The following is a 20473-nucleotide window of genomic DNA, read 5'->3' as shown; positions in this document are numbered from 1 at the left end:
GTTGTGGCGGGGATTTATGTGGGAGCAAGGCTTGCCCGCGATGAAGGTGACGCGGTCTTTCGGGAAACCGAGGCGCCTGCATCGCGAGCAAGCTTTGCTCCCACAGGTTCCACAAGCCATAGGCCATAGGCCATAGGCCAGCAGGAATAAATCCTCTGGCCGCTAAAGTGGATCAACGCTTGCGCAAAATCACGCTGCCAATCGAATAACCGGCGCCGAACGAACTGAGTACGGCAACCGAGCCGCTGGGCAGGTCATCCTGGTATTTGTGGAATGCAATCACCGAACCGGCCGAACTGGTGTTGGCGTAGCGGTCGAGGATCACCGGGGCTTCCTCTTCGGTGGCTTCGCGTCCCAGCAGTTTGCGCACGATCAAGTGGTTCATGCTCAGGTTGGCCTGGTGCAGCCAGAAGCGCTTCACCTCGCCAACGTTCAGCTGGTTTTCTTCCAGGTGGGTACCGATCAGCTCGGCCACCATCGGGCAGACGTCGCGGAACACCTTGCGGCCTTCCTGGACGAACAGCTTGTCGCGGCTACCGGCGCCTTCTTCCGCGGCGCGGTTGAGGAAGCCGAAGTTGTTGCGGATATTGTTGGAGAACTTGGTCAGCAGCTTGGTGCTGACCACGTCGAACTGGTACGGCGAGGTCGCCAGGTCCGCCCGCTCGATGATCACGGCGGTAGCCGCGTCGCCGAAGATGAAGTGGCTGTCGCGGTCACGGAAGTTCAAGTGACCGGTGCACACTTCCGGGTTGACCATCAGGATTGCCCGGGCCTGTCCCAGTTGCACACTGTTGGCTGCTGCCTGGATGCCGAAAGTGGCCGAGGAACAGGCCACGTTCATGTCGAAACCGAAACCTTCGATGCCCAGCGCTTCCTGAACTTCGATGGCGATGGCCGGGTAGGCACGCTGCAGGTTGGAACAGGCGACGATCACCCCGTCGATGTCGGCGACGGTGCGGCCGGCGCGCTCCAGGGCCTGCTTCGCAGCGCCAATAGCCATTTCACACAGCACCGACCACTCGTCGTTGGAGCGCTCGGGCAAGCGTGGGGTCATGCGTTGTGGATCGAGAATGCCGTCCTTGTCCATGACAAAGCGGCTCTTGATGCCGGAAGCCTTTTCGATGAACGCGGCGTTGGACTCGGTCAAGGCCTCGACTTCACCGCGCGCGATGGCGTCGGCGTTGTCGGCGTTGAATTGCGCGACATAGGTATTGAAAGATTGCACCAGCTCTTCGTTGGAGATGCTGTTGGCCGGGGTGTACAGGCCGGTGCCGCTGATGACGACGTTATGCATGGTCGTGTCTCTGATCTGTTCAGGCAGAAAGCATTGGCACCGACGTACCAATACACAAAGGGACTTTTCCCATCCGGGGAAGCAGCCCTGGCATCGCTTTATTCCGATCCGCCCGGGGCATTGAAGCTCAAAACCACGGGACCGGCATTTATAGCTGCGAAGTTTGCCATAAACGCTGGCGTTTGGCCCATTCTCCCTTCACTACAACACCCTACCCTGTGGGAGCGAGCTTGCTCGCGATAGCGGTGTATCAGTCAACATCCATGCAGGCTGAACCACCGCTATCGCGAGCAAGCTCGCTCCCACAGGGGTTAGAGGGGCTGCCATCAACCCTCCACCTGCCCCCACTGCTTGCCCAGGCGCTTGTCCGAGATCGGCACCTTGGTCCCCAGTTGCTGGGCGAACAGCGACACCCGGTATTCCTCCAGCCACCAGCGGTACAGCTCCAGTTGCGGATCACGCTTGCCTTCCTGGGCGTGTTTGCTGGCGCGGGCCTGGTATTGGGCCCAGAGGTTCGACAGCTCGCCGCTCCAGACCCGGTCTTTCTGCACCTGGCTACCGAGCTTCTCGAAGCGTTGCTCGATGGCCTTGAGGTAGCGCGGCAATTCCTTGAGCCATTGATGCGGGGTTTCGCGGACGAAGCCCGGGTACACCAGGTGGCTGAGTTGCTGCTTGATATCGTTCAGCGCCACGGCCTGGGCCAGGTCGATCTTGCCCTTGAAGCGTTTTTGCAGGCCATGCCAGAGCTTGAGGATGTCCAGGGTCAGCTTCGCCAGGCGCTCGGCGTGCTCGGTCCAGCCGCCGCGCTTGCGCTCGGCCAGGGAGGCCAGTGCGGCGCCGTCACGGGGCAGGCTCGCTTCGCCTTCGAGCACACAACGGTCGAGGCTGGCGAGCAGGATGTCTTCCACCAGGCTGTCGATGCGGCCCAGGTCGCGGTACAGCAGGCCCAGTTCCGTCAGCCCCGGCAGCTTGCCGCGCAGGAACTTGGCCGACTCGGCCAATTGCTGCATGAGCAAGCGCTGCAAGGCCCGGCGATGCTGGAACTCGGCTTCGGCCGGCGTCGGGAAACGCCCTTCCTTGACCACGCCGCCCTCTTCCACCAGCGCCGGGTAGACCGTCATCGACAGCCCGGCGATCTTCTGTTGGGTTTTCTCGGCCACCGGCGCGAAGACCTTCGCCTCCACCGGTGCCTGGCTTTTCGCCGTTTGCGGCACGGCCAAGGCCGCCTGGCTGGCTTCGGCAAAACGCGCCGTCAGCTCGGCCAGGTCGCGGCCCTCGCCGAGGAACTTGCCTTGGCCGTCGACGATTTCCAGGTTCATGCGCAGGTGGCTTTCCACTTGCTGGGCCGCTTCGGCCCAGGCCTCGTCGCTGACCCGCGCTCCGGTCATGCGCAGCAGCTCACGGCCCAGGGACTGCGGCAACGAGCCCTCGGCGAAGGTGATGCGTTGCAGCGCCGCCTTGACGAAATCCGGCACCGGCACGAAGTTCTTGCGCAAGGCCTTGGGCAGGTTGCGCACCAGGGCGATGCACTTGGCTTCGATCACCCCTGGCACCAGCCACTCCAGGCGTTCCGGCGGCAGCATCGGCAGCAGTGGCGCCGGCACTCGCAACGTCACGCCGTCGCGCGGGTGGTTGGGCTCGAAGTGATAGCTCAGCGGCAAGGTCAGGTCACCGACGCGCAAGGTGTCGGGGTAATGTGCGGCGGTGACTTCGCTGGCTTCGCGGGCCAGCACGTCTTCTTCGCGCATGATCAGCAGTTGCGAGTCTTTCTGGCTGTTGATCCGGTACCAGCTGTCGAACGTCGCGGTCTGGTGGATCTCGGCCGGCAAGCGCGCGTCGTAGAACGCAAACAGGGTTTCCTCGTCCGCCAGGATGTCGCGGCGACGGGCCTTGGCTTCCAGCTCGTCGAGTTGCTCCAGCAACCGGGTATTGGCGCTCAGGCACTTGGCCTTGGACTGGATCTCGCCGCGCACCAGCGCCTCGCGGATGAACAGTTCACGGGAGACCACCGGGTCCACCGGCCCGTAATGCACTGGCCGCCGACCAACGACGATGAGCCCGAACAGGGTGATTTGCTCATAGGCCACCACCTGCCCGCGCTTCTTCTCCCAATGGGGTTCGAAGTGGTTTTTCTTGATCAGGTGCCCGGCCAGCGGTTCGATCCAGTCCGGTTCGATCTTGGCCACCATGCGCGCATACAGCTTGGTGGTTTCCACCAATTCGGCGGTCATCAGCCATTGCGGACGCTTCTTGCCCAGGCCCGACGAGGGGTGGACCCAGAACCGCCGCTGGCGAGCGCCGAGGTAGTCGCCATCTTCGGTTTTCTGGCCGATCTGGCTCAACAGGCCCGAGAGCACCGCCTTGTGCAATTTCGGGAAGTCGGCCGGTTCTTTGTTGAGGCTCAGCTGCATGTCGCGACAGATCAGGCTCAACTGGCGATGGGAGTCACGCCACTCGCGCAGGCGCAGGTAATTGAGGAAGTTCTTGCGGCACCAGTTGCGCAGCGGGCTGGCGGTCAGGGCCTGGCGCTGCTCTTCGAAACCGCGCCACAGGTTGACCAGCCCGGCGAAGTCCGAATCCGCGTCCTTCCACTGAGCGTGGGCCTGGTCCGCCGCCTGTTGGCGCTCCGGCGGACGCTCGCGGGGATCCTGGATCGACATGGCGCTGGCGACGATCAACACTTCCTGCAAACTGCCCAGCTTCGCCGCTTCCAACAGCATCCGGCCCATGCGCGGGTCCACCGGCAGGCGCGCCAACTGGCGACCGAGCGGGGTCAACTGGCTGTTGCGGTCCACCGCCGACAATTCTTGCAGCAGGTTGAAACCGTCACTGATGGCCTTGCCATCCGGCGGTTCGATGAACGGAAAATCGGTGATCTCGCCGAGACGCAGGTGCAGCATCTGCAGGATCACCGCCGCCAAGTTAGTGCGCAGGATTTCCGGGTCAGTGAACTCCGGCCGTCCAAGAAAATCTTCTTCGCTGTACAGCCGTACGCAGATCCCCGGCTCGACCCGCCCGCAGCGGCCCTTGCGCTGGTTGGCACTGGCCTGGGAAATGGCTTCGATGGGCAGGCGCTGGACCTTGGCCCGATAGCTGTAGCGGCTGATGCGCGCGGTGCCGCTGTCGATCACGTAGCGGATGCCCGGCACGGTCAGCGAGGTTTCGGCGACGTTGGTCGCCAGCACCACGCGACGGCCCGGGTGGGACTGGAAGATCCGTTGCTGTTCGGCCGGCGACAGTCGCGCATACAGCGGCAGAATCTCGGTGTGCTTGAGCTGGGCCTTGCGCAGCATCTCCGCGGCGTCGCGAATTTCCCGCTCGCCCGGCAGGAACACCAGCACGTCCCCAGGGCTGCGCCGCTCGCTGCGCTCGTAGGCGGCGATTTCATCGAGGGTGGCGAGGATCGCCTGGTCGACGGTCAAGTCGTCCTCGACCCGGTTGCCTTCCTCGTCCTGCTCCAGGGTCAGCGGGCGATACCAGGTTTCCACCGGGAACGTGCGGCCCGAGACTTCCACGATCGGCGCGTCATCGAAATGCTTGGAGAAACGCTCCAGGTCGATGGTCGCCGAGGTGATGATGACTTTCAGGTCCGGACGACGTGGCAGCAGGGTCTTGAGGTAGCCGAGCAGGAAGTCGATGTTCAGGCTGCGTTCGTGGGCTTCGTCGACGATGATCGTGTCGTAGCGCTCGAGGTAGCGGTCATTCTGGGTCTCGGCCAGCAGGATGCCGTCGGTCATCAGCTTGATCAGGGTGTTGGCGTCGCTCTGGTCCTCGAACCGCACCTGATAGCCCACCAGCGCCCCCAACGGCGTGGCCAGTTCCTCAGCGACACGGCTCGCGACGCTGCGGGCAGCGATCCGCCGCGGTTGGGTGTGGCCGATCAAGCCATGCTGGCCGCGACCGATTTCCAGGCAGATCTTCGGCAACTGCGTGGTTTTGCCCGAGCCGGTTTCGCCGGCGATGATCAGCACCTGGTGCTTGAGCAGCGCGTCCTTGATTTCGTCGCGCTTGGCGGCAATCGGCAAATTATCGTCGTAGCGGATCACCGGCAGACTCGCCTTGCGCGCCAGCACCTGATCGCACGACGCCTGCATGCGCGTCACCCACTGGGCCAGCTTGGCCTCGTCGGGCTTCTTGCGCAGCTCGAACAACTGGCGTCGCAACCGGTTGCGGTCTGCGAGCATGGCGTGGTCGAGGTTTTTCAGCAGCTTGTCGATAGCGGGGGCTTGGTCAGTCATCAGGTACGCAAGGGTCGTCGGTTTGAGCAGGGGGCGATTGTCGCAGATTTGCGGCTATTGCGCCGAGCACACAAAGCAGCCCCACCCCCTAAATTGTGGGAGCGAGCTTGCTCGCGATAGCGGTGAGTCAGTCACCCTCAATGCTGGCTGATACACCGCTATCGCGAGCAAGCTCGCTCCCACAGGGGATTTGCGTCAAGAAATGCTGTTGTGGCGAGGGAGCTTGCTCCCGCTCGGTTGCGCAGCAGCCGCAAAATCCCGGGGCCGCTTCGCGACCCAGCGGGAGCAAGCTCCCTCGCCACAAAAGCTACAAAAGCCACAGGGACTTCGTTCACCGCCACGGTTATTCGTTGTCCAGGTCCTTGCGCCGGTACGGGAACACGTCGATCACCTTCCCCGCCCTGATAGCCTCTTGCAGGCCTTTCCAGTAGTCGGCGTTGTACAACTCGCCGTGCAACTGGTCGAACAGCTTGCGCTGCCCGGCGTCGGCGAACAGGAACGGCGGGAATTCTTCGGGGAAGACGTCCAGCGGGCCGATGGAGTACCAGGGCTCGGAGGCCATTTCGTCTTCCGGTGTGCGGGGCTGGGGGATGTGGCGGAAGTTGGCTTCGGTCAGGAAGCAGATTTCATCGTAGTCGTAGAACACCACGCGGCCGTGACGGGTCACGCCAAAGTTCTTGAGCAGCATGTCGCCGGGGAAGATATTGGCCGCCGCCAGTTGCTTGATGGCCAGGCCATAGTCTTCCAGCGCCTCGCGCACCTGGTCCGGGTTGGCGTTTTCCAGGTACAGGTTCAGCGGTGTCATGCGGCGCTCGGTCCAGCAGTGACGAATCAGCACCGTGTCGCCTTCCACCGAGACCGTGGACGGCGCCACTTCCAGCAGTTCCTCCAGGCACGCCGGCTCGAACTTGCTCAGGGGAAAACGGAAATCGGCGAACTCCTGGGTATCGGCCATGCGCCCGACCCGGTCGACGCTTTTCACCAGACGGTACTTCTCGATCACCGTGGCCCGGTCGACGTTTTTCGACGGCGAGAAACGGTCCTTGATGATCTTGAATACCGTGTTGAAGCCCGGCAGGGTGAACACGCTCATGACCATGCCACGCACACCCGGGGCCATGATGAACTGGTCGTCGGTGTTCGCCAGGTGGTTGATCAACGCTCGGTAGAACTCGGATTTTCCGTGCTTGTAGAAACCGATGGAGGTGTACAACTCGGCGATGTGCTTGCCCGGCAGGATGCGCTTGAGAAAGCCGATGAATTCCGCCGGCACCGGCACGTCCACCATGAAGTACGAGCGGGTGAACGAGAAGATGATCGACACCTGCGCCTCGTCGGTAATCAGCGCATCGATCTGGATACCCCGGCCCTCGCGGTGCAACAGCGGGATCACCAGCGGCCACTGGTCCTCGCGGGTGTAGATCCGGCCCACCAGATAGGCGCCCTTGTTGCGATAGAGCACTGAAGAAAACAACTCCACCGTCAGCTCCGGGTCCTTGCAGACCCAGTCCGGCAGGTTCTCACGCAACTGCGCTTCGAGGCGCTGCAGGTCGCCCGGCAGATCGGCGTAGTCCTCGCTGAAACGGTAATCGGCGAACACGCTCGCCAGCATCCGGTCCAACTGCCCCTGGGGTTTGTAGGTGCGAGTCTGGGCGGCACGGGCCCGGCGCAGGCTGGGCCGGGTGGTGTGGATGAACATGGTGCCGTCGCTGATCAGGTCGTGGCTGAACAACCCGCAAAAGATCGAGTTGTACCAGGTTTCCGACAGCTCATCGTCGAAGCGCAGGTCGATCAGGCTGATGTAGGCGCTCTTGACCAGTGGCCAGCAGCTCACGTCCATCAGGGTTTCGTCAGCGAAGGCGTTGTGCAGCCTGGCAACGGTTTCGAAGACTTTTTCTTCATACAAATTGATGCGCGCCGCCGAAGCCGTTTGCGCCTCCAACCACAGGGCCTGCTCGAACCGGGCGCGGGCGCCATCGGTGATCTGCCGGAAATGCTCACGATAATCGTCGAAGCCGTCGAGGATCGAACGGGCGATTTCGATGGCGGGCCATGGCTGCGGCATAGGGTAAACCTCGGCGGGTCATGCTTGTTATTGGCGACTGAGCTTAGAGGCCAATCACGCGGCAACGCAACCATTGCCATCGCCATTCAGGGCGGCGACACTTGCCGCCCAATCAAGGAAGGAATGACTTGTGAACCTCGTTGATATCCTGCGTTTACTGTCACTGGCCGCTATCTGGGGCGCCAGTTTCCTGTTCATGCGCATTATCGCCCCCGTCATTGGCACAATCCCCACTGCCTTTTTTCGCGTGTCCATCGCCTTCGTCGGGCTGCTGGTGATCCTGGCCCTGATGCGCGTCGACTGGAATTTTCGCGGCAAGCTCAAAGTCGTGATGGGGCTGGGCCTGATCAACTCGGGCATTCCGGCCACGTTCTATTCGCTGGCGGCCCAGGTGCTGCCGGCCGGTTACTCGGCGATCTTCAACGCCACCACGCCGTTGATGGGGGTGTTGATCGGCGGTTTGTTCTTCAGCGAAAAACTCACCCCAGCCAAGGTCGGCGGTGTCTTCCTTGGGCTGCTCGGCGTCGGCATCCTGACCCGTGCCGGCCCGGTGGCGTTCGACCTGCAACTGTTGATGGGCGCCCTCGCCTGCCTGCTGGCCACGACCTGCTATGGCTTTGCCGGTTTCCTCACCCGTCGCTGGCTCGATCAGCAAGGTGGCTTGGACAGCCGTCTCTCGGCCCTGGGCAGCATGTTCGGCGCCACGGTGTTCTTGCTGCCGCTGTTTGGCTACAGCGTCATCAGCCAACCACCGGCCAGCTGGGGTGGCTGGAGCGTCTGGTTGTCACTGCTGGGGCTGGGCCTGGTGTGCACCGCGCTGGCGTACATTCTTTACTTCCGCCTGCTCAGTTCCATCGGCCCGGTCAAATCCATGACCGTGACCTTCCTGATCCCACCGTTCGGCGTGCTGTGGGGGGCGTTGCTGCTGGATGAGCCGTTGGGGATGGCGCATCTGTATGGTGGGGTGTTGATTGCGGCGGCGTTGTGGTTGGTGCTCAAGCCCGCTGCGGTGAAACCGGCTGAGGTGTCTGCCCGGTAGTACGCCATCGCGAGCAAGCTCGCTCCCACAAAGGGCTGTGCATAACCCTGTGGGAGCGAGCTTGCTCGCGATGGCGGTGGTACAGCCAGCCAATAGCTAAGGGCTAGCGGCTCTTACGAAACACAAACACCAACCCCACGATGATCAGCACCATCCCCAGCAAGCTCAACAACGCCAGCCGGTTGCCAAACACCAGGTAGTCCATGATCGCCGTCACCGCCGGTACCAGGTAGAACAGGCTGGTGACATTCACCAGGTTGCCGCGGGCGATCAGTCGGTACAGCAGCAATGTCGCCAGTACCGACACCACCAGCCCCATCCACAACACCGGCACGAAGAACCCTGTGCTGTACTCGAAATGGAACGGCTGGAACGGCACGAACACCGCGCACAGCAACAGCCCGGCCAGGTACTGCACCGGCAGCGTGCCCAGGGGGTTGTCGGTGATGCGCTTCTGCATGATCGAACCGGCCGTCATGCTCACCAGTGCCAGCAACCCGCAGAGCATCCCGGCCAGGGACATACCGGCCAGGCCGATGCCCTGGTACACCACCATGACCAGCCCGACCAACCCCAGCATCAGGCCGAACATCCGCAACCAGGAACGCTGCCGCTCCATGAGCACCACGGTCAGGATCGGTTGCACGCCCATCAGGGTTGCCATGACCCCCGGCGTGACACTCATTTGCAGCGCCAGCAGATAAAAAATCTGATAGGCGCCCAGCAGCACCAACCCGGTGGTCGCCGCGTACAGCATCGGCTTGCCAGTCTTGGGCAGCTTGAACTTGAGCAACGGAATCAACAGCACCAGCGCCGACAGCGCGATGGCAAAACGGATCAGCAAAAAGGCGAAGGGAGAAGCATGGGCCAGGCCCAGCTTGGAAAAAATCGCCCCACTGCTCCACAGCAAAACGAACAGGCTCGTGGAAGCCGCCGCCAACAAGGCGTTTTTGGAAAGGGAAAACATGAATACCACCTGTAGTCAGGCAAAAAGCCAACTCAGCCGAAACTGAAGTCCAGTAGTTTTTTCAGGCGGGCACAGGGGGATGGCAACCGTTGCCGATCAGCCCTGAATGCCAACACCCGGCGGTGATACGAAGGCGTACACCGATGAGCTACGGACAGGTGGGGGGTATTGACCGATCTGCGCAGGCTGCTGGTTCCCACACGGCACGACGCCAGCGTTGAACGCTGGAACCACAACCGCGATGACAGGGGATGCAGGCATGAGCCGATCTCTTGAAGGAGCGGGTTCGAAAACCCGAAGAGCGCTGACTATAACCAGCGCTCGATGGACAACGCAATATTTAACCGAACAACCAATAGCCAAGCGCCGTCAGCACCGCCACCGCCAACACCGGCCGCATCACCCGGTAGGCCTTGGGATGCTTGCGTTTGAATTGCTTGACCCGGCCACTGATGCCGTCGCTGAACGATTTGCTCCAGGCATAGGCCCGGTTGATGCCGCCGACGTGTTCATCGTCCAGGTTCTGTGGCGCGGTAGCGCGGCCGAGGAACGCGCTGATGCTGCGGTTGAGGCGGGTCATCAACCGGCTTTTCAAGGGCCGCTCGACATCACAGAACAGGATCACGCGGGTCTGCGGGGTTTCGTTCTTGACCCAGTGCACATAGGTTTCATCGAACATGACGTCTTCGCCGTCACGCCAGGCGTAGATCTGGCCGTCGACGAAGATCCGGCAGTCGTCGGAATTGGGGGTGGACAGGCCCAAGTGATAACGCAACGAGCCGGCGAAGGGATCCCGGTGGGGATTCAGATGGCTGTCACCCGGCAGCAGGGCAAACATCGCGCCCCGGACATTGGGGATCTGGCTGACCAGCGCGACCGTCCTGGGGCACAACAGCTCAGCCGACGGCAGCGGTTTGTCGTACCACTTGAGGTAGAAACGCTTCCAGCCCTTCTTGAAGAACGAGCCGAAACCCGCGTCGTTGTTCTTCTCGGCAGCGCGAATGTAGCCCTCGTCGAACAGGTGCATGGCCTCGTCGCGGATGACTTGCCAGTTGTCCTTGAGCACATCCAGTTCGGGGAATTTGCTGCGGTCCAGGTAAGGCTTGGAGGGCACGCCGGAGAACAGGTACATCAAGGTGTTATAGGGGGCGAACAGCGCCGAGTGGTTGACGAACTGACGCAACACCGGCAAACGCGCCTTGCCACGCAAATGCACATAAAGCGTACTGCCCAGAAACAGCAGCAACACCGAGGCCTTGGCGACAAACGAAACGGTCATTTTATAATTCCTTGTCCAAAACAACTGACGCAACGCCTACTGCCCGACGTAGCCGAAGGCCATGTTAATCCCTAATGGCCCGGGTAAACACCGTCTGACACAACATTCTCTGTTGAGTAAAACGCAATAAACACTTTCTAACAGGCGCCACCTGAACCTTGGCTGACGCCTGTCAAACAACCCGTGCAAATGCAACCTGAGGCCTCTTGCGGCAGGCTCCCAAGGCAAGCTCCTGCGACAACCTTTGTGGCGAGGGAGCTTGCTCCCGCTGGGCTGCGAAGCAGCCCCAAAAGCCTGCGAGCGCTGCGCACTCGAGCGGGAGCAAGCTCCCTCGCCACAAAAGCTCTTCCACCAGTTCCTACATACGGTTACTGCTGAATCTCCTGCTCGGTAAACAGATCACTGAACAACATGCTCGACAAGTACCGCTCGCCCGAATCCGGCAGGATCACGACGATGGTCTTGCCCTGCATCTCCGGTTTTTCCGCCAGGCGTACGGCCACGGCCATCGCCGCGCCACAAGAGATCCCGCAGAGGATGCCCTCCTCCTGCATCAAGCGCAGGGCCATGGCCTTGGACTCGTCGTCAGAGACCCGCTCGACCAGGTCAACGATCGACAGGTCAAGGTTCTTCGGCACGAACCCGGCGCCGATCCCCTGAATCTTGTGGGGGCTGGGCTTGATCTCCTGGCCCGCCATCGCCTGGGTAATCACCGGCGAAACCTCGGGCTCGACCGCCACCGACAGGATCGGTTTGCCACAGGTGTTCTTGATGTACCGTGAAACGCCGGTGATGGTGCCGCCGGTGCCCACACCGGCCACCAGCACGTCCACCGCGCCGTCGGTGTCGTTCCAGATTTCCGGACCGGTGGTTTTTTCGTGAATCGCCGGGTTCGCCGGGTTATCGAACTGCTGCGGCATGAAGTATTTGGCTGGATCGCCGGCCATGATCTCGGCGGCTTTGTCGATGGCCCCTTTCATGCCCTTCGCCGGTTCGGTGAGCACCAGTTCCGCGCCCAGGGCCTTGAGCACCTTGCGGCGCTCGATGCTCATGGAGGCGGGCATGGTCAGCATCAGCTTGTAGCCACGAGCGGCGGCGACGAACGCCAGGCCAATCCCGGTGTTGCCCGAAGTCGGTTCGACGATGGTCATGCCCGGCTTGAGTTTGCCCGAGCTTTCAGCGTCCCAGATCATGTTCGCGCCGATCCGACACTTGACCGAATACCCTGGGTTACGCCCCTCGATCTTGGCCAGGATGGTCACACCGCGCGGGGCAATGCGGTTGATCTGCACCAGCGGCGTATTACCGATGGAATGGGCGTTGTCAGCGAATATACGGCTCATGGCTGGGTCCTTGATGCAGCGGGAATGTAAGCCTTTAAAGGTATGCCTCTTGCCCATGGGCGTCCAGTTGCACCGAACGTTCCCGTTGTTGCGACAGTCAATGGCATTAGAAGGCGCTCCCCCAACAAACGCTGGAGACTGACTGACATGAAGCGTCGATACCGTTGGCCATTGTGGGTTTTCGCCGCCATCGTCGCGGTGCTGGTGACCCTGCATTTCACCTTGCCTTATCTGGTACGCGACTACCTGAACGAAAAACTGGCCGACATGGGCGATTATCGCGGCCGGATCACCGACGTGGACCTGGCCCTGTGGCGCGGTGCCTACCGGATCAATGGCCTGGAAATCGTCAAGGTCGACGGCAAGGTCCCGGTGCCGTTCGTCAGCGCACCGCTGGTGGACCTGTCTGTGAGCTGGCACTCGCTGTGGTATGACCATGCGGTGGTCGCCGAGGTTGAATTCGCCCGCCCGGAAGTGAACTTCGTCGACGGCGGCGCCAACCGCCAGAACTCCCAGACCGGCCGGGGCACCAACTGGCGCGAGCAGTTGAGCAAACTGCTGCCCATCACCTTCAACGAAGTGCGCATCCGCGATGGCAAGGTCACCTTCCGCAATTTCAACTCCAAGCCACCGGTCAACCTGCGAGCCACCAACGTCAACGCCAACTTCTACAACCTGACCAACGTGGTCGACACCAAAGGCAAGCGCGACGCCCGTTTCGAGGGCAAGGCTCTGGTGGCCGAACACGCTCCATTGGAAATGCAGGCCACCTTCGACCCGTTGAGCGACTTCGAGGATTTCGACTTCCGCCTGCGGGCCAGGAACATTGAGCTCAAGCGCCTGAACGATTTCGCCGCCGCTTATGGCAAATTCGATTTCAATGCCGGTCACGGCGACCTGGTGATCGAGGCCGAAGCCGACAACGCCAAGCTCAGCGGCTACATCAAGCCATTGCTGCGCGATGTCGATGTGTTCGACTGGCAGCAGGACGTGGAAAACCAGAACAAGAACATCTTCCGCTCGGTCTGGGAAGCGCTGGTCGGCACAGGCGAAACGGCCCTCAAGAACCAGCGCAAGAACCAGTTCGCCACCCGCGTGGAACTCAGCGGCAATGTTCACCAGCAGGACATCAGCGCCTTCGAAGCCTTCCTGCAGATCCTGCGCAACGGTTTCGTCGAGGCCTTCAATGCCCGTTATGAACAACCGCCGCCGTCGACCGACTAAGGAATGTGGCGAGGGGATTTATCCCCGCTGGGCTGCGCAGCAGCCCTAATGCAGTGAACTCAGTTTGCCTGGCACACCGAGTTGCCTGGTTTGGGGCTGCTGCGCAACCCAGCGGGGATAAATCCCCTCGCCACAAGACTGAGTCAACATGTGACGCTCCATTCAGAGACTGAATACAGCGTCTGCGTTCACAGTCGGCGGGGCGCCGCGTTATAGTCGGGCACGATATTTATTTTCGCGCGCCCCGCCTCGCCAGGCCGGCGACACGTTCGAGGAAATTGCAGATGAAGTTCGAAGGCACCAGCGCCTACGTGGCCACCGATGACCTGAAACTGGCCGTGAACGCCGCCATCACCCTGGAGCGGCCATTGCTGGTCAAGGGCGAACCGGGCACCGGCAAGACCATGCTGGCCGAACAACTGGCCGAGTCCTTTGGCGCGCGCCTGATCACTTGGCACATCAAGTCCACCACCAAGGCCCACCAGGGCCTGTATGAGTACGATGCGGTCAGCCGCCTGCGGGACTCGCAGTTGGGCGTGGACAAGGTCCACGACGTGCGCAACTACCTGAAGAAGGGCAAGCTCTGGGAAGCGTTCGAGTCCGAGGAGCGGGTGATCCTGCTGATCGACGAAATCGACAAGGCCGACATCGAGTTCCCCAACGACCTGCTGCAGGAACTCGACAAGATGGAGTTCTACGTCTACGAGACCGACGAAACCATCAAGGCCAAGAAACGGCCGATCATCATCATTACCTCCAACAACGAAAAGGAACTGCCGGACGCGTTCCTGCGCCGCTGCTTCTTCCACTACATCGCCTTCCCCGACCGCGTCACCCTGCAGAAAATCGTCGATGTGCATTACCCGGACATCAAGAAGGACCTGGTCAGCGAAGCGCTGGACGTGTTCTTCGACGTGCGCAAGGTGCCAGGCCTGAAGAAAAAGCCTTCCACCTCCGAACTGGTGGACTGGCTCAAGCTGCTGATGGCCGACAACATCGGCGAAGCGGTACTGCGCGAACGTGATCCGACCAAGGCCATCCCGCCGCTGGCCGGCGCCCTGGTCAAGAACGAACAGGACGTGCAATTGCTCGAGCGCCTGGCGTTCATGAGCCGTCGCGGCACTCGCTGATCCTCTTCGTCTAACAAGAGCGAGGGCGATTGCCATGCTGCTTAACCTGTTCAATGAGATGCGCGCCGCCAAGGTGCCCGTGTCGGTGCGCGAACTGCTGGACCTGATCAACGCGCTGAAACAGCGGGTGATCTTCGCCGACATGGACGAGTTCTATTACTTGTCCCGGGCGATCCTGGTGAAGGACGAACGGCATTTCGACAAGTTCGACCGGGCGTTCGCCGCCTACTTCAACGGCCTGGAGAAACTCGACGATCACCTCCAGGCGCTGATTCCCGAAGACTGGCTGCGCAAGGAATTCGAGCGTTCGCTGACCGACGAAGAGCGAGCGCAGATCCAATCCCTCGGTGGCCTGGACAAGCTGATCGAAGAATTCAAGAAACGCCTGGAAGAACAGAAGGAACGCCATGCCGGCGGCAACAAGTGGATCGGCACCGGCGGCACCAGCCCGTTCGGCTCCGGCGGCTTCAACCCCGAAGGCATCCGGGTCGGCGACGCCGGCAAGCGCCAGGGCAAGGCTGTGAAGGTCTGGGACCAGCGCGAGTACAAGAACCTCGACGACCAGGTGGAATTGGGCACCCGCAACATCAAGATCGCCCTGCGCCGCCTGCGCAAGTTCGCTCGCCAGGGTGCGGCCGAAGAGCTGGACATCGACGGCACCATCGACCACACCGCCCGCGACGCCGGCCTTTTGAACATCCAGATGCGCCCGGAACGACGCAACACCGTCAAGTTGTTGCTGCTGTTCGACATCGGTGGTTCGATGGATGCTCACGTGAAAATCTGCGAAGAGCTGTTCTCGGCCTGCAAGACCGAGTTCAAGCACCTGGAGTATTTCTACTTCCACAACTTCGTCTACGAATCGGTGTGGAAAAACAACCTGCGCCGCACTTCGGAACGCACCTCGACCCAGGACTTGCTGCACAAGTACGGCGCCGACTACAAAGTGATCTTCATCGGCGATGCCGCCATGGCGCCCTATGAAATCACCCAGGCCGGCGGCAGCGTCGAACACTGGAACGAAGAAGCCGGTTATGTGTGGATGCAGCGCTTCATGGAGAAATACAAGAAGCTCATCTGGATCAATCCGTACCCCAAGGACACCTGGGGCTATACCGCCTCGACCAATATCGTGCGCGAGTTGGTGGAAGACCGGATGTACCCGCTGACCTTGCGAGGGTTGGAGGAAGGGATGCGGTTTCTTTCCAAGTGATCTTTGGTGCCCTTTGGGGCCTCATCGCGAGCAAGCTCGCTCCCACAGGGGATCTCATGTGTGACGAAGATCCAGTGTGGGAGCGAGCTTGCTCGCGATGCTTCTAGCCTTTCAAAAACACCTGCAGGCACTCAACCTGCTGCCGATGCGCAACCTCCTGCACAACCGGCCGCAACCGCACCTGCGCCCCCGGCAGGCATTGCGCCAACCGGGCCAGGGCCAACGGGGTCAAGGCGCCCAGGCGTGGATAGCCACCGATGGTTTGCCGGTCGTTGAGTAGCACAATCGGTTGGCCATCCGGCGGCACCTGCACGGCACCGAGCGGAATGCCCTCGGAAATCATCGCCGGCCCCTGATACTCCAACGCCGTGCCCAGCAAACGGATGCCCATGCGATCGGCGCGACTGTCCAGCGTCCACGGGGTGTTGAACGCATCGAACAGGCTCCGTCCACTGAACGCACCGTTCTGCGCCCCCAGGATCAAGTCCAGCGGCTGCGCTGGCTGGAAGTCCGGAATCCGCGTGTGCGGCATGGGCCGAGGCGTCGCCGCGCCTGAATAGCTCAGGTGCTCGCCACGACTCAGCGCCCGCCCTCGCCCATCCAGGCCACCGAGCTCCTCACGTACCACCGTCGCCCGGCTGCCCAGCACCGCAGGCGCATTGAAGCCGCCGGGGGCTGCCAGGTAGGCCCGGGCACCGAGCACGGGCTGGGTGAGCGCCAGCACCTGGCCCTTGCGCAAGCTGAAGAAGCGCCATGACGCCACCCCCTGGCCGTCTATCCGTGCGCCCAGATCCGCCCCGGCCAGCGCCAGCACGCAATCCTCTTCGGCCACCACGGTGAAACCGCCGAGGGTAATCTCCACCACTGCGGCCCCCAGGGCATTGCCGAGCATCCAGTTGGCCCAGGCCATCGACAACCAGTCCGCCGCTCCACCCTGGGTCACGCCCAGATGCCTCACGCCGAAACGGCCGGCGTCCTGCAACAGGCACAGCGGGGTGCTGGCCTCGATCAACAACCGGCTCATGCCTGGGCCTCCAACGGTGTGTCGTCGCCACCCAGCGCGATGAATTCGGCATGGTCCACGGCGGCAAAACGCACCGTGTCCCCCGGCTGCATCAGGCTGTAGCCGTCGCGCTCGCGATCAAACAGTTTGGTCGGGGTACGACCGATCAGGTTCCAGCCACCGGGCGATACCACCGGATACGCCGCAGTCTGGCGCTCGGCAATGCCGACACTGCCCGCCGCCACTCGCTTGCGCGGCGTGTCGAGGCGCGGTGCGGCCAGTTCCTCGTCCACCAGCCCCATGAAGGCGAAGCCGGGGGCGAAGCCCAGGGCAAACACCTGGTACTCGCGTTCGCTGTGGCGGCGGATCACCTGGGCGACCGTCAGCCCGCTGCGGCTCGCCAGCAGCTCCAGCTCCGGCCCGACACGGAGGTCGTACCACACCGGCAGCACGTGGCATTGGCCGGCGGACCGGGCATCCGGTGAAAGGTTATTCAGCGCCTCGTCGATCAAGTCACGAGCCTGCACCGGGTTCAGGGCGAGCAAATCGTAGTGCACCATCAACGTGGTATAGGACGGCACCAGGTCAATCAGATGCTCGGCAAACACCGCTCGCAGGCGCTCGCTGGCGGCGAGCATCCAGGGCATGTTGGCCTCGGCGATCTCATCGAACAGGCGCACCATCAAGCAGTCCACCGCCACCACTTCCAAGCGTGGTCTCATGGCGCACTCTGCCGGTCCAGGGCTTCGCGGATGCGTTGCACGGCCGCCACGGAGCTGGCGTTGTCGCCGTGTACGCACAGGGTGTTGGCCATAAGGTGCAAGGCGCTGCCGTCACTGGCAGTCAACACATCGCCGCGGGCGATGGTCAGGGCCTGCCCGATAATCACCTCGGGATCGTGGTGCACCGCACCCGGCGCTTGCCGCGAAACCAGGCGACCGGCACTGTCGTAGGCGCGGTCGGCAAAGGCTTCGAACCACAAGGTCAGGCCGTACTCGTCGCCCAGGGCCTGGGCGGCGCTGTTGTCCCGGGTCGCCATGAGCATCAACGGCAATTGCCGATCATAGGCCGCGACGGCCTGGATCACCGCACGCAGTTGCGCCGGGTTGGCCATCATGTCGTTGTACATCGCGCCGTGGGGTTTGACGTAACTGACCCGTGCGCCTTGCGCCCGGCAGATGCCGTCGAGGGCGCCGATCTGGTAATGCAGCAAGTCCTGCAATTCCTGGGCACCGTAGGCCATGGAACGCCGGCCGAAGCCCGCCAGGTCCTGATAGGCCGGGTGCGCGCCGATTCGCACGCCATGGCTCAGGGCCAGGCTGACGGTCTTGCGCATGATGCTCGGGTCGCCGGCATGAAAGCCGCAGGCGATGTTGGCGCAATCGATGAAGGGCATCACCTCGGCGTCCAGACCCATGGTCCAGCTGCCGAAGCTTTCGCCAATGTCGCAGTTCAATAGCAGGCGGCTCACGGTGAACGCTCCTGTAGGTTCTTTCTTCGTTTAACTGTGGGACATGTGCCCGCAGGTTATCAGTTACTCAGCTTCCAACTGCTTGCCTTGGGTTTCCGGCAGGCTCAACGCCGCGAGGATCACCACGCCATAAGACACCGCCGCAAAGGCACCGATACCCACGCTCAACGGCACTTTCTGGCTCAGCAGGCCGATCAATAGCGGGAACGTTGCCGCCAACGCGCGACCGATGTTGTAACAAAAACCCTGGCCCGAACCCCGAATGCGAGTCGGGAACAGCTCGGTGAGGAACGAGCCCATGCCGCTGAACATGCCCGAAGCGAAGAACCCCAGGGGAAAGCCCAGCCAGAGCATCACGTTATTGCTCACGTGCAGTTGGGTATACAGCAGCACGATGGTGAAGGAGCCAACGGCGTACAGGACGAAGTTCTTTTTCCGACCCAGGATATCCGACAGGTACGCGCTGATGACGTAACCGATGTAGGAACCGACGATCACCATCGCCAGGTAGCCACCGGTGCTCAACACGCTCAAGCCCCGCTCATTCTTGAGGAACGTTGGCAGCCAGGAGGTGATGGCGTAGTAACCGCCCAAGGCACCGGTGGTCAGCAACGAGGCACGAAGGGTGGTGAAGAGTATGCCGGGGGCGAAGATCTCGTAGAACTTCGCCGGGTTGCTTGGCGTTTGCCGAGCCTTGGCCTGGCTATAGACTTCCGGGTCCTTGACCAGGCGCCGGACGAATATCACGAATATCGCCGGGACAATGCCCAGGATAAACAAGGCGCGCCAGGCGTCTTCCGGCGGCAGCACCGAGAACAGCAGCGCATACAGGATCGCCGTCATGCCCCAACCCAGCGCCCACCCCGACTGCACCATGCCCACGGCCTTGCCGCGGTCCTTGGCGCGGATCACCTCGCCCATCAACACCGCGCCGGCAGTCCACTCGCCGCCGAAGCCAAAGCCCATCAGTGTGCGGGAGATCAACAGTTGTTCGTAATTCTGGGCAAAGCCGCACAGGAAGGTGAAGAAAGCGAACCACAGCACCGTCAGTTGCAGGGTGCGCACCCGACCGATGCGGTCCGAGAGAATGCCCGCCACCCAGCCGCCAATGGCCGAAGCGATCAAGGTACTGGTGTGAATCAGGCCTGCCTGTCCGGTGGTGATGCCCCACATCGCGATCAGGGTCGGCACCACGAAACTGAGCATCTGCGTGTCCATGCCGTCCAGGGCGTAGCCGATCTTGCAGCTCCAGAAGGTGCGACGTTCCTGCTGGTTGATATTGCGATACCAGTCAAATGGGCCGGAACGGGCCTGGGGTTGGGGGACGCCGAGCGTGTCGGGTGCACTCATGGTGGTTCTCCGCAGTTTTATTGTTGTAAGTCTCGACGACGCTGACGTGGAGACCGATGCGTCGATTCTTGAGCGCGCGGCCGATCCCGTCCAACGAATAAAACCTTGGCTGGGTCATAAGAAAAACTTGATTGGGCAGAACATCGCCAGCAAAGGCGGACCGCTTTGGTGGCGAGGGAGCTTGGGTGGGAGCAAGGCTTGCCCGCGACACAGGCGACTCAGTTCTGTCGGTCGGACCAAGCTGACGCTATCGCGGGCAAGCCTTGCTCCCACAGGCCTTGCTCACCACAAAAGCTTGCTGCGGCGCTACAGCCCGCGCAGGTCGCGCTCTTCAATCGGCCGACCCTGGCGCAGGCGCTTGCCGCCCAGCACCACCCAGTCGATCAGGCGGAACAGGCATTCCAGGCCGAACGACAGCAACATCGCGCCGCTGATGCCCCAGACCATGGCCTCGGGGGTCAACAGGATCTGGTAGCTGTAGCCGTTCCAGGTTTCCTTGCGGATGTCCGGATCGGCGGCCAGCGCCACTTGCAGCAAGCGGATGTACCACGGGCCTTGCATCGCCTGGAACTGCTTGTCCAAGGCCTGCTGGCGCACGAGCAAGGTGTTCAGGCTGTCGGCGTCGCTGCGAAAGATCGGGTCTTCGCTGGCGCGGTAATGGGCCACCAGGGCTTGCATGTCGCCCTTGAAGAACTGGTTGGCGGTGCCCTGGAACCCTTGCAGGCCGGTCTGTGCCTCGATCAGGTGTGCCTCGACCCGCTTGGCGTAATCATTGATGAAGCCCGGCACCTGGACCCCAACCAACAGGCCCACCGCGAACAACACCAGCCGTAGATAACTGAGCAACATAACGTGAC

The 20473-nt window shown here is 62.0% G+C and carries 15 protein-coding genes; 4 read left to right on the top strand and 11 right to left on the bottom strand.

The annotated features are described in order from the left end of the window. Positions 1 to 172 precede the first annotated feature (172 nt). The 3 genes from QMK47_RS08380 to aceK all read right to left on the bottom strand — a co-directional run bounded on the left by QMK47_RS08380 (position 173) and on the right by aceK (position 7597). Positions 173 to 1294, bottom strand: a complete 1122-nt coding sequence (locus QMK47_RS08380) for a beta-ketoacyl-ACP synthase III (protein ID WP_320390037.1) — start codon at positions 1292 to 1294, stop codon at positions 173 to 175. Positions 1295 to 1620: 326 nt separating this feature from the next. Continuing rightward, positions 1621 to 5532, bottom strand: a complete 3912-nt coding sequence (gene hrpA, locus QMK47_RS08375; protein WP_320390036.1) for an ATP-dependent RNA helicase HrpA — start codon at positions 5530 to 5532, stop codon at positions 1621 to 1623. A 343-nt stretch (positions 5533 to 5875) separates the two neighbouring features. After that, on the bottom strand, positions 5876 to 7597 hold the full coding sequence (gene aceK / locus QMK47_RS08370; RefSeq protein WP_258690556.1) for a bifunctional isocitrate dehydrogenase kinase/phosphatase: 1722 nt from the start codon (positions 7595 to 7597) through the stop codon (positions 5876 to 5878). Positions 7598 to 7727: 130 nt separating this feature from the next. Here aceK and QMK47_RS08365 point away from each other — a divergent pair, with 130 nt between their 5' ends. Further along, positions 7728 to 8636, top strand: a complete 909-nt coding sequence (locus QMK47_RS08365) for a DMT family transporter (protein WP_258690555.1) — start codon at positions 7728 to 7730, stop codon at positions 8634 to 8636. Positions 8637 to 8739: 103 nt separating this feature from the next. Here the strand turns inward: QMK47_RS08365 and QMK47_RS08360 are convergent, their stop codons facing one another. The 3 genes from QMK47_RS08360 to cysK form a co-directional block, all read right to left on the bottom strand. Then, positions 8740 to 9603: a DMT family transporter gene (locus QMK47_RS08360; RefSeq protein ID WP_258690554.1), complete on the bottom strand. Its 864-nt coding sequence runs from the start codon at positions 9601 to 9603 to the stop codon at positions 8740 to 8742. A 340-nt stretch (positions 9604 to 9943) separates the two neighbouring features. After that, complete coding sequence (locus tag QMK47_RS08355; RefSeq protein ID WP_258690553.1) at positions 9944 to 10882, bottom strand: aspartyl/asparaginyl beta-hydroxylase domain-containing protein; 939 nt, start codon at positions 10880 to 10882, stop codon at positions 9944 to 9946. 368 nt (positions 10883 to 11250) lie between these two features. After that, positions 11251 to 12225: a cysteine synthase A gene (gene cysK, locus QMK47_RS08350; RefSeq protein ID WP_092150801.1), complete on the bottom strand. Its 975-nt coding sequence runs from the start codon at positions 12223 to 12225 to the stop codon at positions 11251 to 11253. Between the two features lie 147 nt (positions 12226 to 12372). Between cysK and QMK47_RS08345 the strand changes: the two genes are divergently transcribed. The 3 genes from QMK47_RS08345 (at position 12373) to QMK47_RS08335 (ending at position 15792) form a co-directional block, all read left to right on the top strand. Beyond that, positions 12373 to 13449: a DUF748 domain-containing protein gene (locus tag QMK47_RS08345; RefSeq protein ID WP_258690552.1), complete on the top strand. Its 1077-nt coding sequence runs from the start codon at positions 12373 to 12375 to the stop codon at positions 13447 to 13449. A gap of 284 nt (positions 13450 to 13733) precedes the next feature. Continuing rightward, positions 13734 to 14579, top strand: coding sequence for an AAA family ATPase (locus QMK47_RS08340; protein WP_024618564.1), 846 nt, complete (start codon positions 13734 to 13736; stop codon positions 14577 to 14579). Between the two features lie 34 nt (positions 14580 to 14613). Beyond that, positions 14614 to 15792: a vWA domain-containing protein gene (locus QMK47_RS08335; protein ID WP_003198888.1), complete on the top strand. Its 1179-nt coding sequence runs from the start codon at positions 14614 to 14616 to the stop codon at positions 15790 to 15792. Positions 15793 to 15895: 103 nt separating this feature from the next. Here QMK47_RS08335 and QMK47_RS08330 read toward each other — a convergent pair whose 3' ends face one another. The 5 genes from QMK47_RS08330 to QMK47_RS08310 all read right to left on the bottom strand — a co-directional run bounded on the left by QMK47_RS08330 (position 15896) and on the right by QMK47_RS08310 (position 20465). Continuing rightward, the gene (locus tag QMK47_RS08330) at positions 15896 to 16816 is read right to left on the bottom strand and encodes a biotin-dependent carboxyltransferase family protein (RefSeq protein ID WP_253472281.1); all 921 of its coding nucleotides are present in this window, start codon (positions 16814 to 16816) and stop codon (positions 15896 to 15898) included. After that, positions 16813 to 17517: a 5-oxoprolinase subunit PxpB gene (gene pxpB / locus QMK47_RS08325; RefSeq protein WP_258690550.1), complete on the bottom strand. Its 705-nt coding sequence runs from the start codon at positions 17515 to 17517 to the stop codon at positions 16813 to 16815. The genes QMK47_RS08330 and pxpB overlap by 4 nt, the downstream gene beginning before the upstream one ends. After that, the gene (locus tag QMK47_RS08320) at positions 17514 to 18266 is read right to left on the bottom strand and encodes a 5-oxoprolinase subunit PxpA (RefSeq protein WP_258690549.1); all 753 of its coding nucleotides are present in this window, start codon (positions 18264 to 18266) and stop codon (positions 17514 to 17516) included. The genes pxpB and QMK47_RS08320 overlap by 4 nt, the downstream gene beginning before the upstream one ends. Before the next feature lie 63 nt (positions 18267 to 18329). Next, the gene (locus QMK47_RS08315; protein ID WP_253472275.1) at positions 18330 to 19616 is read right to left on the bottom strand and encodes an MFS transporter; all 1287 of its coding nucleotides are present in this window, start codon (positions 19614 to 19616) and stop codon (positions 18330 to 18332) included. A gap of 306 nt (positions 19617 to 19922) precedes the next feature. Next, positions 19923 to 20465 (bottom strand): DUF2937 family protein, encoded by a 543-nt coding sequence (locus QMK47_RS08310; protein WP_018607553.1) that lies wholly within the window; start codon positions 20463 to 20465, stop codon positions 19923 to 19925. Positions 20466 to 20473: the final 8 nt, after the last annotated feature.

Origin of the sequence: Pseudomonas sp. P9_35 (assembly GCF_034008205.1) — a bacterium.
GTDB classification, from domain to species: Bacteria; Pseudomonadota; Gammaproteobacteria; order Pseudomonadales; family Pseudomonadaceae; genus Aquipseudomonas; species Aquipseudomonas kilonensis.
Note: the sequence above shows the minus strand (reverse complement) of the source record. Positions and strands in the feature narration are given on the sequence as shown.

Bases quoted from the DNA above. Each gene is read 5' to 3' on its own strand.
- QMK47_RS08310 (WP_018607553.1), bottom strand. From the start codon at position 20,465: ATGTTGCTCAGTTATCTACGGCTGGTGTTGTTCGCGGTGGGCCTGTTG.
- QMK47_RS08380 (WP_320390037.1), bottom strand. From the start codon at position 1,294: ATGCATAACGTCGTCATCAGCGGCACCGGCCTGTACACCCCGGCCAAC.
- QMK47_RS08315 (WP_253472275.1), bottom strand. From the start codon at position 19,616: ATGAGTGCACCCGACACGCTCGGCGTCCCCCAACCCCAGGCCCGTTCC.
- hrpA (WP_320390036.1), bottom strand. From the start codon at position 5,532: ATGACTGACCAAGCCCCCGCTATCGACAAGCTGCTGAAAAACCTCGAC.
- QMK47_RS08340 (WP_024618564.1), top strand. From the start codon at position 13,734: ATGAAGTTCGAAGGCACCAGCGCCTACGTGGCCACCGATGACCTGAAA.
- pxpB (WP_258690550.1), bottom strand. From the start codon at position 17,517: ATGAGACCACGCTTGGAAGTGGTGGCGGTGGACTGCTTGATGGTGCGC.
- QMK47_RS08330 (WP_253472281.1), bottom strand. From the start codon at position 16,816: ATGAGCCGGTTGTTGATCGAGGCCAGCACCCCGCTGTGCCTGTTGCAG.
- QMK47_RS08335 (WP_003198888.1), top strand. From the start codon at position 14,614: ATGCTGCTTAACCTGTTCAATGAGATGCGCGCCGCCAAGGTGCCCGTG.
- QMK47_RS08355 (WP_258690553.1), bottom strand. From the start codon at position 10,882: ATGACCGTTTCGTTTGTCGCCAAGGCCTCGGTGTTGCTGCTGTTTCTG.
- QMK47_RS08360 (WP_258690554.1), bottom strand. From the start codon at position 9,603: ATGTTTTCCCTTTCCAAAAACGCCTTGTTGGCGGCGGCTTCCACGAGC.
- QMK47_RS08345 (WP_258690552.1), top strand. From the start codon at position 12,373: ATGAAGCGTCGATACCGTTGGCCATTGTGGGTTTTCGCCGCCATCGTC.
- cysK (WP_092150801.1), bottom strand. From the start codon at position 12,225: ATGAGCCGTATATTCGCTGACAACGCCCATTCCATCGGTAATACGCCG.
- aceK (WP_258690556.1), bottom strand. From the start codon at position 7,597: ATGCCGCAGCCATGGCCCGCCATCGAAATCGCCCGTTCGATCCTCGAC.